Origin of the sequence: Labrenzia sp. THAF187b, from assembly GCF_009363375.1 — a bacterium.
GTDB classification, from domain to species: Bacteria; Pseudomonadota; Alphaproteobacteria; order Rhizobiales; family Stappiaceae; genus Roseibium; species Roseibium algicola.
Map to the genome: position 1 here is coordinate 1585391 of NZ_CP045344.1, position 14157 is coordinate 1599547.

At 56.1% G+C, this 14157-nt stretch carries 13 protein-coding genes, 1 tRNA gene and 1 pseudogene; 8 read left to right on the forward strand and 7 right to left on the reverse strand.

Annotated features, from left to right (window positions below):
- The first annotated feature begins 9 nt into the window (after positions 1-9).
- The gene (locus FIV03_RS07270) at positions 10-453 is read left to right on the forward strand and encodes a hypothetical protein (protein ID WP_152505213.1); all 444 of its coding nucleotides are present in this window, start codon (positions 10-12) and stop codon (positions 451-453) included.
- A 27-nt stretch (positions 454-480) separates the two neighbouring features.
- The gene (locus FIV03_RS07275; RefSeq protein WP_152505214.1) at positions 481-1407 is read left to right on the forward strand and encodes a DMT family transporter; all 927 of its coding nucleotides are present in this window, start codon (positions 481-483) and stop codon (positions 1405-1407) included.
- A 45-nt stretch (positions 1408-1452) separates the two neighbouring features.
- On the opposite strand, the gene FIV03_RS07280 is transcribed toward FIV03_RS07275, so the two are convergent.
- Positions 1453-1839: a MarR family transcriptional regulator gene (locus FIV03_RS07280; RefSeq protein ID WP_209009887.1), complete on the reverse strand. Its 387-nt coding sequence runs from the start codon at positions 1837-1839 to the stop codon at positions 1453-1455.
- Positions 1840-2010: 171 nt separating this feature from the next.
- On the opposite strand from FIV03_RS07280, the gene FIV03_RS07285 reads away from it, so the two are divergent.
- The 3 genes from FIV03_RS07285 to FIV03_RS07295 are packed head-to-tail and all read left to right on the forward strand — an operon-like array spanning position 2011 to position 3910.
- Entirely contained in the window at positions 2011-2376 is a 366-nt protein-coding gene (locus tag FIV03_RS07285; protein ID WP_152509091.1) for a Rieske (2Fe-2S) protein, read from the forward strand.
- Positions 2363-2662 (forward strand): hypothetical protein, encoded by a 300-nt coding sequence (locus FIV03_RS07290; RefSeq protein WP_152505216.1) that lies wholly within the window; start codon positions 2363-2365, stop codon positions 2660-2662. Before FIV03_RS07285 ends, FIV03_RS07290 begins: the two co-directional genes overlap by 14 nt.
- Before the next feature lie 21 nt (positions 2663-2683).
- A complete protein-coding gene (locus FIV03_RS07295) occupies positions 2684-3910 on the forward strand; it encodes an amidohydrolase family protein (RefSeq protein WP_152505217.1) in 1227 nt (408 codons plus the stop codon).
- A gap of 291 nt (positions 3911-4201) precedes the next feature.
- On the opposite strand, the gene FIV03_RS07300 is transcribed toward FIV03_RS07295, so the two are convergent.
- Both FIV03_RS07300 and FIV03_RS07305 read right to left on the reverse strand, forming a co-directional pair.
- Complete coding sequence (locus tag FIV03_RS07300) at positions 4202-4993, reverse strand: IclR family transcriptional regulator (RefSeq protein ID WP_173013798.1); 792 nt, start codon at positions 4991-4993, stop codon at positions 4202-4204.
- A 573-nt stretch (positions 4994-5566) separates the two neighbouring features.
- Entirely contained in the window at positions 5567-6391 is an 825-nt protein-coding gene (locus FIV03_RS07305) for a universal stress protein (RefSeq protein WP_209009888.1), read from the reverse strand.
- A 352-nt stretch (positions 6392-6743) separates the two neighbouring features.
- Between FIV03_RS07305 and FIV03_RS07310 the strand changes: the two are divergent.
- A pseudogene (locus tag FIV03_RS07310) lies at positions 6744-7278 on the forward strand (methylase); the annotation flags it as partial.
- A gap of 751 nt (positions 7279-8029) precedes the next feature.
- Here the strand turns inward: FIV03_RS07310 and FIV03_RS07315 are convergent.
- Together FIV03_RS07315 and FIV03_RS07320 are read right to left on the reverse strand one after the other, a co-directional pair.
- The gene (locus FIV03_RS07315; protein ID WP_152505219.1) at positions 8030-9058 is read right to left on the reverse strand and encodes an IS110 family transposase; all 1029 of its coding nucleotides are present in this window, start codon (positions 9056-9058) and stop codon (positions 8030-8032) included.
- A gap of 225 nt (positions 9059-9283) precedes the next feature.
- Positions 9284-9360 (reverse strand) — tRNA-Arg (locus tag FIV03_RS07320).
- A gap of 382 nt (positions 9361-9742) precedes the next feature.
- Here FIV03_RS07320 and FIV03_RS07325 point away from each other — a divergent pair.
- Both FIV03_RS07325 and FIV03_RS07330 read left to right on the forward strand, forming a co-directional pair.
- Positions 9743-10642 carry a hypothetical protein gene (locus tag FIV03_RS07325; protein WP_152509092.1) on the forward strand — a complete coding sequence of 300 codons (900 nt, stop codon included), beginning with the start codon at positions 9743-9745 and terminating at the stop codon, positions 10640-10642.
- The gene (locus FIV03_RS07330) at positions 10602-12128 is read left to right on the forward strand and encodes a M48 family metalloprotease (protein WP_209009889.1); all 1527 of its coding nucleotides are present in this window, start codon (positions 10602-10604) and stop codon (positions 12126-12128) included. The genes FIV03_RS07325 and FIV03_RS07330 overlap by 41 nt, the downstream gene beginning before the upstream one ends.
- Positions 12129-12239: 111 nt before the next feature.
- Here the strand turns inward: FIV03_RS07330 and FIV03_RS07335 are convergent, their stop codons facing one another.
- Both FIV03_RS07335 and FIV03_RS07340 read right to left on the reverse strand, forming a co-directional pair.
- Positions 12240-13103, reverse strand: a complete 864-nt coding sequence (locus FIV03_RS07335; RefSeq protein ID WP_152509093.1) for an RNA polymerase factor sigma-32 — start codon at positions 13101-13103, stop codon at positions 12240-12242.
- A gap of 190 nt (positions 13104-13293) precedes the next feature.
- Positions 13294-13878, reverse strand: coding sequence for a CarD family transcriptional regulator (locus FIV03_RS07340; protein ID WP_023002626.1), 585 nt, complete (start codon positions 13876-13878; stop codon positions 13294-13296).
- Between the last annotated feature and the right edge of the window lie 279 nt (positions 13879-14157).

Consider the following 14157-nt stretch of genomic DNA (forward strand, 5'->3'; position numbering starts at 1 on the left):
AGTTTCAAAATGGAAGAGTATTTGCCTGGAGATATCGTTGAGGTCGAAACGCCCAATGGTTTGGCCTACATTCAGCTAACGCACATCCATCCAAGCTATCCTCCGGTGGTCAAGTTTCTCAAGGGTCCGTACGAGAGCCGGCCCGAGAATGTCGCCGTTCTGACAGCCGAAAATGCACCCTTGGCGATGGTTCCATTGTCGGCGGTTCTGAAGAAGCTTGAGTTGAAACATTCTCGCGTGGGCAATGCCGAAATCCCGCATAGCGAACGTAAATTTCCGATCTTTAGAATGCCCATTCGAGGAAAGAAGGGTGAAATCATCTACTGGTGGTTCTGGGATGGACGGGGTTTGACGTTTTCATCGGATCTCATGGAAGCTCAGGAGAACCTGCCGTTGCGTGAGATCATGTCGTCCGAGCGTTTCATGGAGCAACTTGTCACAAATGCCAGGTAACTCCGAAACCCGGTCCGACTATAGCCGATGACGGCTGGTTTCGGCGGCTTGCTGGCCGCGTTCGGGGCGTTTTGTTATGCGCTAAGTTCCGTTGCCATCGCCAAGAGCTCACAGTCCGTTCAGGGCCGGGGAAACGACGTGTTTCTGTCGGTTCTGATGACGGCCCTGGTTTCAGGCCTGCTTTGGCTGGCGATAGGGTCGCCGTTTCCAGCCTATGGAGAAGCGGCGCTCATCGGGGTTGGCTATTTTGTTCTTGCCGGCTTGCTGGGAAATGTGCTGGGCCGGCTAACTCTTTTCCGGTCGGTTGAGCTGGCCGGGGCGGTTGAGACAGGGTTCATTCGGAGACTGATCCCTGTGTTCGCTGCGATCTTTGCGTTTCTGCTGCTCGGCGAAATCATCACATCGACAATCGTGATTGCCTTTCTCCTTGTCACAGGAGGCGTTCTGATCATGATGGCGAACACTCCTTCAAGACCGACTGCCGTCAGGTCCGTACCAGAGCGCACGACCAAGGAAAAAACCGAAGGGCGTGTAATGGCGTTTAGCTCTGCAGCAGGTTACGGAGGATCATTCGTCGCTCGAAAACTGGCAATGCAGACGCTTCCGGACCCGCTTGCAGGCGTTTTTATCGGAGCGGTGACCGGATTGGTTTGCTTTGGCGCCTCCGCGGGCTTTCGTTTCCGCAATTGGTCCACATTCATGTTGCGCATACATAAGCCAACCGGCTGGCAATTGCTTGCGGGCAGCTCGATGACACTGGGTCAGGTGGCATTGTTCTTTTCGTTGATGTTCACCAATGTAACGGTGGTCGCGATAATTTCTTCGGTCGAGATGTTCTTCGCAGCCTGGCTGGCCGGTCACGTTTTCAAAACCGAGAACCGGCCGGGTTCCAGATTCTACTTTGCTTCGATACTGGCCGGAGCCGGCGTGATAATATTGGCTGTCGCCCCGTAATATATTTTGCGTTCCTGAATTGCCTGTGGATCGGGGCAACGACAATCACGAGGAGAGGTTGTCGATCAGTTTGTCCATTGCTTTGAAAAGCTGGGCAAGCTCCTCTTCTTCGAAGCCCTTCGATGCGTGATCGGCCGCAACCCTTGCGGATTTCATGACCTGGTCGATTTTCTCCCGGCCTTGATCCGAAAGGCGAACGACAACGACACGTCTATCTTTCGCACTTCGTTCGCGCAGCAAGAGATCTCTCTTGTCAAGTTCATCCAGAACGCGCGTCGAAGAAGCCTTTTCGATGCCCAGGATCGCAGAAAGCTCGGATTGGGTAAGGCAAGTTTCTTCCCGCAGAACTCTGAGATGAATGTACTGCGCCATGCTCAGTTTCGAATCGATCAGCTGCTTCTGCAACAGCTTGCCATAGAGATGATAGGCCAAACGAAGCGATGCTCCGAGGCCGCGTTTGCGGGAGGGGGACTGAACCTGGTCGATGTCGCGGAGCCTTAACTTAGAGTTCTTATATTATTGACAATGGTAGCATGCGTCTTATAGTAAGGCAATCTTACTATTTTTGGTGAGGCAGCCTGGCAATAAACGGAGGAGCTCTTAATGCCGGAAAAACTGTTGTGTGCATCGTCGGACCTCAACGACACGACCGCCAAGATCTGCGAGATCGAAGGTGTCGAGATCGGCGTTATCCGCCACAAAGGAAATGTCGTCGCATATAAAAACGTGTGCCCGCATCAGGGTGGCCCCGTCTGCGAAGGGCTCAAAATGCCCAAGGTATGTGTCGAGTTTGACGACCAGCAACGCGCTCGCAGGCAGAACTTCGACGATAGCGAGATGCACTTCGTATGCCCCTGGCACGGCTGGGAGTTCAAAATGGAAACAGGGGAAGCGGTAGGCGATCCGAAAATTCGCCTTAAGCGCTACAAAGTGACCGAACGGGATGGAGGTATCTATGTCGAGATTTGAAAAAGTAACACCGGAAACCCCGGCGCTGAACGTATCGGTCAACGAAGTCCTGGGCGCGCTTCGCGCGCTTGAAACCAGTCAACTGAGCTCCGCGCAGTTGCAGGCGCTATTTGCGGAAATCGTGACCGCGTTTGCGAAAATGCGGGAAAATGACAAGGAATTCTCTGCGTTCCCGGAAAACAACGACGTTTCGGCGACGGATGTTGCGGTTGCCGCGACAGGAATTCTCGAGGCTGCCGATGTGGCGGTATTCGAGCTGGGTATGTGGCAGACGCTGAAACAATAAATTTTATGGGAGTGAGATAATATGTCTCTTACATCGAATACCATGAGCTTCGGTTCGGATAGCGACCCCGCGATCAAGGAGTTCAATACAACCAAACTTTTGAAAAATGCGAGAAAGCAAGCAGAGGACCGGAATTACAAAGATTTTTTCATTTGTGACGTGGATAGCCACCACTATGAAACGGAAGCTCTTCCCGAGATCCTGCAGTACATGGACGACCCTGTCATGCGGCACCTTGGTCTGTCCGCGGGAAATGTGGGGCGTGCAGGCCTGATCCCGCAAGCGATCGGCTCTCAGGACATGGCGGGGCGCGTGACACGCTATGCCGGGCGTAACAAGGAAATTGTTCCCGAGAAGCCGCATCGCGACATTACCCTCGCGCGACGTTGGATGGATGCGATGGGGGTCGATATGGCCTGCCTGTTTCCAACACCGATGTTGCTGCTTGCGACCCACCCGCAGGTCGAAGTCGAGGTTGCGATGGCCCGCGCCTATAACCGCTGGCTTTGTGAGCGTATCCTGGAGGAAGATAAACGCATCGTCTCGATGGTCTACCTTCCAATGAACGAACCGCATGAAGCTGAAAAGATCATTGACGAGTTCACCGAGCGGAAAGGAGTCGTAGGATTTCTGTCAACCGGTTATTTGAAACGCCCGGTGCATGACAACGCGAATATGCGTATCTATGCCAAGCTGGAAGAGCACGGTATGCCGCTCGGTTTTCATGCGGCCTATCATTGGGCGGATACATCTCTCGCTCAGCTCAACAAGTTCATCTCGGTTCATGCTCTTGGGTTCAGTTTTTGTAATATTATTCACATGACGAACTGGGTGTTGAATGGTATGCCTGAGCGCTTCCCTAAGCTGAACACCATGTGGATTGAGAGCGGGCTTGCATGGATTCCTTTCCTTATGCAGAGATTGGACAATGAATACATGATGCGCACATCGGATGCGCCGCTCCTCAAGAAGAAGCCAAGCGATTACATGCGTGAGATGTTCTATTCCTCACAACCCATCGAACTCGTGGACAACAAAGAGGCCCTCGAGGTCACATTCAAGATGATGAATGCGGAAACACAATTGCTGTATTCCTCTGACTATCCGCATTGGGATATGGATTTGCCCAGCACCATCTATGACATTCCCTTTCTGGATGAGGCGGCAAAACGCAATATTCTGGGTGGAAACGCGCAAAAGTTGTTTAACCTGGATCCGGTCATGTCCGAGTGGAAGCAAAACGCGTAAAAGAACAAGCGTATCCTGCGTTCGAAGAAACGCAGACAAGATGCTCTTACATATTAGGATCGACGGACGTTCAACCGAGTCCGGTCGGATGTCCGTCGATCTGGTAAGAACGCTGTGTGGTTTCGAATGCTGCGGAACAGCACCGATGAACCGCGCGGAAACCTAGGCCTGTGACCTGTCTCCTTGAATGGCCGTTTGCCAGGGCTAAAGGGGCAGGTTACGATCAGGGACCCTTGCGGAAAGAGGTCGGGCTCCGATGTGGCCGTTCTATCGGCGCGCAAGCCTAAAAAATCAGCTCTCTAACTTGGCGCCAAGTTTCTTTGATACCGTAGCAGCGGTCTTGCGCAATTTTGCGGCGACGGAACTGTCGGTTTCGGTAGAGATCGTTTTGGTGACGCCGACTACCGTCAGGGCAGCGGTAATCGAGTTTTCCCGATCAAAAACAGGACAACTCAGCGAGGAAATTGACGGAACGACTAAACCGACAGCCTCGGAAATGCCTCGCTCGCGCGTTTTTTTCAGCAATTCGTCAATTTTTTTCCGCGTCCCAAGGCCTGCTTTCTCCAGGGAAACCATGTTTTGACGAAGCTCGGCTTCAATCATGGGTTCGATCTTTTCAGGCTCGGAGTATGCGGCAAATATTCGACCGTTGGAGGAGGTCAGGAGCGGCAGCACAGAGCCTACATTTACAGATATACTGACAGGTGCGTTACTGGGCACCCATCGTACGAGAGTCGGCCCGAAATTGCCCCATACGGACAAAGAGGTGGTTTCACCCGTTTCGTCTCTAAGTTCGATCATGTGAGGATGGGCGATCTCCAACACGTTCAGGCGTCGGATCGATGCCAGGCCAAGATCGAGCGCCAAAGGGCCAAGATCGTACAGTCCCGTGTTTTCATCCTGGACGATCAGACCGGTTGCGACATAGCTGGCGAGATAGCGATGCGCTTTTGCCGGCACCATTTCAGCGGCCTTGGACAATGCTGTTAAAGATATAGCATCGTTTCTTTGAATTAAAACTTCCAGAAGTCTTGATCCAACGACTACAGACTCGATTCTCTGTCGACCCGCTATCTTCTGCACCAAATACTTCTCCTTTTCACACCGATGCCACAAGTCGAACATGTACAGATATAAGCTACTGGCCGAGGCCGGGAAAATTTACGATATGATTTAAGCAACTTTTCCCTTCCGGCGGGATTCGATTTGGTTGAAGTAAACCACGGTAGGCAGCTGACCGCCATGGTGCAGGGTTATCGCACGATGCTCTAAGCGTATGCCAGTTCATAAGAGTGAACAAAGCTGGAGCCTGCCGCGCACCGGCAAATCAAGTAAAGCCGGGCGCCGGATTTCCATGGGCCTTCGAAACACCGAGCCCATCCAGCCGATCAAACCTTCTGCCCTGGGGCTTGGGAGTGCCGGCGTTCGGCCGTTGGCAGCTTGACATCTGGCTCATAAGACACATCGGCTACTGCTGGCTGCAGGATGAGCATCGTTTTAATATGCTAAATGAGGTTACTGGACAAAAGAGCCCGAAGTGTCGCGTATTTCCGGGATATCAAATACATGGTGTCTGGGTTGTCGGGCTTTGGTCCCACCGGCATCGTGGTGCAGACTGCGAGACGGATCTGGCACATGCCTGCGAAATCAATCGGGTTAGTGCGACATGAATACCGGTACCTTGGTTGACCGTATCAGTTCATGGGTCACGCCGCCAAACAGATCTTGTGAGAACTTGCTGTGCTCATAGGCACCCATCACAACCAATTTAGCGCCAATTTCGGCGGCTGTTTTTTGGATCGTTTTTGCAACGCTGTTGGTAGGTTTGGGGCACGCTATTTTTTCAACGTTAACGCCGTGCCGTTCCAAGTGGGTAAAAATGTCCGTTCCTTCAGGAAAGCTCGGCAATATGTCACCCACCGTCAGCAATGAGACCTTTCGGGGCCTTTCTTCAAGGATATTCATTGCGTCATTCAATGCTCTGGCGGCGGCTCGCTTGCCATCCCAGGCGACAAGCGTATGACTGCCCAACTGTTCTGCTTCGAATTGATCGGGAACAACAAGAACAGGCCTGCCGCTCTGCAGCGCCAACAGATCCGGGCTAACGGCGCGAAATTCGTCTGTCGGCAACTTGGGTTGACACCCTGTTACGACAAAGTCGAAGTTTCGGGCAATTTCAGGCAACGAGAGATTGCCAACTGTTTCGGGCATGAGGAATTGAGCCCGATCTGTCAGGCCTAACGAATTGGTAACGTCTTCGAATAGCTCGTGTGACGATTCAATTTTGGCATTTCTCACCACGCCTAGTTTCTTGACCAGATCTTCTGTCAGTCCCAATACCTGATCGAAAAAAGAAATATCGCTTCCGTACACTCCAGTTAACCATGCATTGTGCTTGGCGGCGATTTTTGAGGCGTGACGAAGACTGCTTGGGAAGCCGGAGGTGCCTGAATGTACAAGCAAGATATTCTTGATAGTCATGTTTGCCTCACGATTTCAGAACGCTTAAGGCGCAGTAGCAGAGAATAACATAGATGTCTATGATTATTGAATTGATATGAGCGATCGCAACCGGGAGGGAATATATCTCACCTGCTGATCTGGCATGCTTCGATGCGCCCGGTATGCGATTGGGTTCAACGGGTTCAGCCCTACCTGTTTTGACAATTACTCTTCAAGCTCGCCACAGTCGGCCGCATGGCTCGGATCCCATGTTGGCGATGCGTCACGCCCGGAGCGTGAGAGGGAGAGTGCGACCGGACGGATATGAGTCGGTGCGGTTGAGAGAATACTGCACGGCTCGATCCCGTCCCGCTCTCCCAAGGTCTTCCCAATGAACATAACTTTCCCTTCCGCAGTGGCGCCTTCTGCCGCTCCGTTTCCGTCGTTCCGCGATCTTCGTGGCGGCGCAGTTCCTTCCATCGCATATCGACCGAGGCGAACGCATCGACACCGCCCCGCTCCGTTCTGCGATGGAAATCGCCTTCGATGCCTCCGACGCCAGCGGCGCCTGGGACTGGAAGATGGCCTACGAGACTTGCGAGGGGGCAACCGTTCTCTTCCTGCGCAAATACGGAAAGGCGCTTTTCCGTAAAGCCGGGTCTCAGGATTTACGGCTTTCCACCCTCACCAGGATTGCGGATCTCCTGCCAACGCAAACGGGTGGATCGGAGGAAAGCCAGACCTTTCAGCAATTCTCGACGCCTATTCCGCTTGGCCTTGCGGTTCTGACGGCAGCGGCGGTCGGGCCGGACGATCTGGTGCTCGAACCTTCGGCAGGCACCGGCCTTCTCGCCATCCTTGCCGAGATCGACGGTGGATCCATGGTCCTGAACGAACTTGCCGAGACACGCGCAAACCTGCTCGCTCGACAAGAACGCGGGGCGCCCTTACCGTCAACGCGCGGCGCACGAGCTGGCCGCCTACAACCGCCTCAGGCTGCTTGATGCCCTGCGCGAATTACTGGAGCTCGGCGGAACCATCCTCCGGCCAGTTGGCGCATAGATGATGGGGGCCGATGATGAGCGTACCATGCACTGTGCGACATAGACCTTGAAACCCTCGCCTGTCTCACCGACAATTCCGCACCGCGGGCCGCCTGCCGTTGTGGCCCGATCAGCCTCAGATATCTCCGGAAGTTGGTAATCTAACGCGGCTTGCTGGGACATTGTACATTCTCACCATTGTCGACCATCGCAATTGACCGTCCGCACTCAGAAACGGGATGCTGTCACCCGTTGAGTTTGAACGGCAGCAGGAAATGAACTCCGAAGGCGTCTAGAAAACGCGGGGCTATTCAGATATCGCTTCATCGTCTGTTTCCTTCAATTGGGAACAGACTAACCTCAAAACGAGGATTTTTCAGGGGAGCATGTATGAACTGCCTTCCCCTGCAAGCGATTTGTCGATGCACCGTTGACCCTGCTTCTATGTATTCGGTCTGTTTGTGAGGCCATTCGATTTGCCTCTGACCAAGATGGGAAGTCGCGCGTCCTGTGTCTCGTTAGCTCATCGGCACTCGAGAGCCATGCTCCCCGTCAGACTTACAGAACGCCGATTGGTCGTTGGTCCATCTCCTTCTCGCCCGCAGTTTCCTTTGTCTTTTCGTCTCGCCCGGATTTACGAACCAACCAACGCAGTGGCTCGGTATCGCTCACCTTTCGTCAAAACGGCCCAGGCAATCCGCGCCATCTTGTTGGCCATAGCCACCGCGGCGACGTTCACATGCGTTCGCTCTTTCAGACCATCCGCCCATCGCGTTATCGGCGACGTCCTGTTCTGCACGAGGTGAAGCACCGTTCGTGCTCCATGGATGAAGAGCTTGCGCAAGTAGCGATTTCCATGCTTCGAAATGCCGATCAGCTTTGCCTTTCCACCCGTTGTGATTTGTCGTGGAACGAGCCCGAGCCAAGCTGCAAGATCGCGGCCTTTGCTAAAGCTGCTTCCCGTGCCGACGGCCGCGACGAGAGCTGAGGCGATCGTCGGACCAACGCCGGGGATCTCCATCAGTCGCTGCATGTCGGCGTCGGTTTTGGCCAGCGATTTGATCTCGGCATCCATGGCAGCAACCCGCCGGTTGATCTCGCCCAGCTCAGATGCCATGTCTGAGAGCATCAAGACGATCCGGGGAGATAGATCGACGGTGCCCTGCGTCGTCAACTTTGTCAGCTCTTTCTGGAATACGTGACGGCCTGTGCCGACACGGATGCCGCGTTCCATCAGAAAGCCACGCCCCTGATTGATCAGTCGAGTTCTGTCTGACACCAGACGTTCCCGCGCGCGGTGTAATGCCTGGAGGTCGAGCTGTTCTTCGGATTTGATTGCGACGAATGACATGGTCGGTCGGGTGGCGGCTTCGGCGATCGCCTCCGCATCGCGGTCGTCATTCTTGTGAACCTTCACATAAGGTCGGACATACAGCGGCGACATCAATCGGGGCTCATGCCCATGTTCGAGGCAGAAGCGCCCGATGTGATGTGCGCCCCCGCAGGCTTCCATTGCGACAATACAGCTTGGCAACTCCGCCAAGAAATCCAGCAACCGGAATCGTTGGAGGCGTTTGCGAAAAACTACAGCGCCGCTGGCATCAAGCCCCGCAAGGCTACAAACCGACTTGCCCAGATCAATCCCAAGAACCGTGATGTCCATCAGAATGCTCCTTCTTCTCCACCAATACGCGCAACAATAGCTGCGTCTCGGTGGGAAGGCAGTTCATCCCATTAGGTCAAGAGCTACGTGTCATTGATCAGCATGTGACCGTCGAATCGGTTGATCATGCCTCGACCGGAGCTTTCGTTTAGCGAAAACCGTTTCAAAAACCGTTTCAAATCTTCCAATTGAAACGGTGCAGTGTACGTAACTCATTGAAAAGATTGGTGACCCCGACAGGATTCGAACCTGTGACCCTCAGATTAGGAATCTGATGCTCTATCCTGCTGAGCTACGGGGCCTTTATGCGGTCGATTAGCATGATTTGACGTCCGTGGCGACCCCTGGCTGCAACAGACTGTCGTTGCCGATGGGGATTGTTTGTCGAGGAAGCCGGTGCACGGCGAGGGGGATGCTGACGCGCCTTGGGGCCGCTCCCACGTTGTCCTGATTTTTACTGCCGTTTTACTGGCGTGTCTTGGACTTGCCTTATTCGCTGCTTAGCAGTTTGGATCATCGTGACCGCTTTCTCAGCCTTGCCCGATGCCATGCATGTTGTCGGGTGACGTGTGCCTTGCGCTGCCTGCCTGCAGGTAGCGCTCCGGAAAAGGGTCGCGTACCAAGGTGAAGGAAACGGACGTGCCACAGCGGCGACAGAAAACGGGATGGAGAAAGGCCGGGCAGGTGACAACCCTGCGCACGGCTGCCGCGCCGTTGCTTGCCGGCTGCGCTGCCGTTCTGCTGACCCAGGCCGTTGCCGCTGACGAGCGCGCGCCGGTGGAGCGCCCGGAAACACCCGTGGCCGCCGATGTTTGTGCCGGGGTGCGGGAAAAAACCGTTCAGGTGACCTTCGACAGCAGTGAAGCCTTGTTCGTGTCCGCCGCCGGAGACCGCTTCCTTGCGAGCGATATCGAGATGCCGGTGCAAGCGTCAGGACAGGCGGGCGGCGAAGAAGTCGGCCGGAACACCTTGCAAACCTATCTGGAAAGTCGGCCTGATCTGGAGCTGGCCGCAGTCGCGGCTGGACCGGAAAACCGCTGGGGGCTAACGCCCGGCTGGGTGTTCGTTTCGGATGATGGCCATTCCGCGCTTCTGCAGGAACAGCTTTTGAAGGCAGGCGTTGCCATTTTTGCGCCGGGTCATGCCGGAGCGGATTGCGCAGACGCCTTGCGGACCGCGGAAACGCAGGCAAGCCTGGCGCGAGCGGGCCTTTGGGGCGAGACATCGCCGCGTCTTGTCTATTCCGCAGCCGCGCCGAAGTCTTTCAGCGACGCTTCCGGGCACTATGTTATTGCAAGAGGACGTATTGTTTCCCTTGGAAAAACGCGCAGCACCCGTTATCTGAACTTCGGAAAATACTGGAAAACAGATTTCACGGTCACGCTGAAGGCTTCAGCTGAGGACGACGTCAACACGGCCCTCGGGCGATCCGGCTGGACGCTGGATGCCCTGGAAGGGCAGGTTGTCGAAATACGCGGCTCCGTCCAGGAAAGGGACGGACCGTCTATGGTGCTCCGCCATCCGGAGCAACTGGTGGTACTGAATGACAAAAGGGCAGGACGTGACGGCCAAAGCAGCAACTGATTTCCGTCAGCCGGCATGTTTGCCCGCACGGCGCGGCCTGCGCCGGACCTGGCTGCGCAACCTTGTTGCAGGCGGTTCCGCGCTTCTGGTGGCCTCCTGCCAGTTGCTGGGTGACGGGCCGACCGTCGGCACGGTAACGCCCGGTACACTGCGCCCCAACCTTGCGGCCGATATCGGCGAGCGCGAGCATCCGCGCGTGGTGGCCACCTATGGCGGTGTCTACAAGGACGCCGGCGCGGAGCGGGCAGTTGCGAGCGTCGTCGGCCGGCTGGTGGCGGCATCGGAAGACCCCTCGCAGAGCTACAAGATCACCATTTTGAATTCGCCGGCCATCAACGCCTTCGCCTTGCCGGGCGGCTATCTTTATGTCACGCGCGGTCTGCTCGCCCTTGCCAACGACACGTCGGAAGTTGCCGCCGTGCTGGCGCACGAGATGGCGCATGTGACGGCGAACCACGCAATCAAGCGCCAGCAACGCGCCGAAGCCAAGCAGCTTGCCAACAAGATCCTGACCGATGTGGTGCAGGACAGCGAGGAAGCCCGCAAGGCGATCATCTCGTCGCAGCTTTCCTTTGCCCGCTTCAGCCAGGTGCAGGAGCTTGAAGCCGACGATATCGGTGTGAAGACCCTTGCAAGGGCCGGTTTCGACCCCTATGCCGCTGCACGGTTCCTGCGGTCCATGGCAGCCTTCGCCCGCTACCAGTCCGCTGACAAGTCGGGCTCGACCGCGCCAGACTTCCTGTCTTCCCACCCTTCCACGCCGGAGCGCTTGCAGATTGCCATCCGCGCGGCCCGGCAGATCGGTGCACCGGGCATCGGCGAACGTGACCGCACCCGCTATCTCAGCCAGATCGACGGCATGCTGTTCGGCGACGACCCGCTTGAAGGGTTCGTCCGTGGACGTTCCTTCCTGCACAAGGCGCTCGGCATCAGCTACACCGTGCCTTCCGGCTATATTCTGGAAAACACGCCCGAAGCGGTTCTGGCCAGCAATGGCGACGGCACGGCGATCCGGTTCGACGGGGCAGATGTCAGCAGCTATTCCGGCCTGCGTGATTACATGAACTCCGGCTGGATCAACGGCCTGCTGCCCGAAAGCGTCCGCGAAACGACGATCAACGGCCTGCCGGCGGTTACCGGGGCGGCCATCACCCAGGGCTGGTCCTTCCGCATTGCAGTGATCCGGATCGGCAAAACAGGGTATCGCTTCATCTTTGCCAGCCGCTCGCCCAATGAAACGTTCGACCGGGATTTCCACCAGACGGTGGAAAGCTTCCAGCAGCTGTCGCCGACCGAGCGTGCCCGCCTGCGCTCGCTCCGGATCAAGGTCGTCACCTCCAAGCCGGGCGACACACCGCGGAAACTGGCGATCGGCATGAGCGGTGTCGAGCCTTCACGGCGGCTGGAATTCTTCTCCATCCTGAACGATCTGAACGCCGATCAGTCGATCCCGACAGGCACGGCGATCAAGCTGATCGTCGACTGACGGTTTTTCTCCCGGTTCGGCTCCGGCATTTGTCTGGCTGAAACCTGATGCAGCTCAAAAAAAGGCGGACCGGAAGGTCCGCCCGTCAGAGTTACTTGGAGGAGATAGAGGTCAGGTGCTGTAGGCGGCCCTGTCCGGCTGTGCTGCCAACAGGGCGGATTTCAGTTTTTCCATGGCCCGGCTTTCAATCTGCCGCACGCGTTCCTTGGAAATGCCGAGTTTCACGCCAAGCGATTCCAGCGTGGCGCCCTCTTCCGACAGGCGTCTTTCACGCACGATCTTCAATTCGCGCTCGCTGAGAACCTCCAGGGCGGAGGACAGCCAGCGACGCCGGCGTTCGGCATCGATGTTGACGGTCACGATCTCGTCCGGCAACGGGGCATCGGACACAAGGAAGTCCTGACGGTCCGCGCTGGAGCCTTCACTGTCGGTCACAGGAGCGTTCAGGGACGTATCAGGGCCGGACAGCCTCGCATTCATGAGGGCGACATCGGACTGCTTGACGCCGATTGCGTCAGCGATCTTCTGGTGAAGCTCGCTGTCGGTCAGAGGAGTCTGATTGCCGGAGAGCTTGGCGCGCAGGCGTCGAAGGTTGAAGAACAGGGCCTTCTGGGAGGAAGAGGTGCCACCGCGAACGATTGACCAGTTGCGCAGAATATAGTCCTGGATGGAGGCGCGGATCCACCATGTGGCATAGGTGGAAAAGCGCACTTCCCGTTCCGGTTCGAACCGGGCGGCAGCCTCCAGAAGGCCAACATGGCCCTCCTGGATCAGATCGCCAAGCGACAGCCCGAAGTTGCGGAAGCGTGAGGCAACGGCAATGACCAGGCGCATGTGCGAGAGCGACAATTTCTCAAGCGCTTTCTCATCCCGGTTATGTCGCCAGCAGATCGCAAGCTCCAGTTCCTCTTCGCGCGTGAGGTAGGGGGCTTTCATCGCGGCCCTTACCAGTTGACGTTTCTCGCTCTGGGACATGATCGACGCTCCGATATGTTATCGGGGGAAATACGTACCGAAGCGTAGGTTAGATCACTTATCGCTACCGTTGGGGCAGTTTTTGTGCACTTTCGCGTGAACAGCGCGCGAGGTGGTGGTGCCAAAACGAATAAGGGCCCGGATTTCTCCAGGCCCTCGTCGATTTTCGCGTTCGGAAAATCCGCTTGGATCAAGCGGCTTCTTCCTTGTCCTCGTCGTCTTCCGCTGCAGCTTCCTCAGCGGCTTTGATGCGGCTCGGAGATTTTGCCAGGTTCTGTTCGATCTGCTTGACCGCTTCGGTTTCGGAACATTTGTTCACTGCCGCGATTTCGCGGGCCATACGGTCGAGCGCAGCTTCGTAGAGCTGGCGTTCAGAGTAGGACTGTTCCGGCTGGTTTTCAGAGCGGAAAAGATCGCGAACCACTTCAGAGATCGCGATCAGGTCGCCGGAGTTGATCTTGGCTTCATATTCCTGAGCGCGGCGGCTCCACATCGTCCGCTTAACGCGCGGGCGGCCACGAACGGTCTCGAGAGCCTTCTTGACGGCCGCAGGGTCGCCAAGCTTGCGCATGCCGACGGAGGCAATCTTTGCCACCGGGACACGAAGGGTCATCTTGTCCTGTTCAAAAACGATAACGAGCAACTCCAAAGAGTGACCTGCAACGTTCTGCTCTTCAATGGCGGTAATCTGGCCGACGCCATGCGCCGGATAAACAATGTACTCGCCCGTCTTGAAACCTTGGCGCTGCGCGGTCTTTTTGGTGTTCGTTGCCATACTCGTATTCTCTCCTGCGCAGTTGGCGGTCCGGGTTCGGACCGATGACGGACCGCGGTGCGGTCCCCTGTTCTTGTGCGACACGAACCCCGCAGAGCGATCCGTAATGGAACGCCTGTTGATATGCGGCGTGTCAGGGCTGGTCAGTCGACGTTTTCCACTTTAGAACCTTGATCAGTCATATGAGCTGCCGGGAGCTTGATCTGTCCGGTTGTTGATACCCGGGACAGTTTTCAAAGACTCCGTTTTGGGGGTTGTTCTCGTGGTTGGCGACTATCT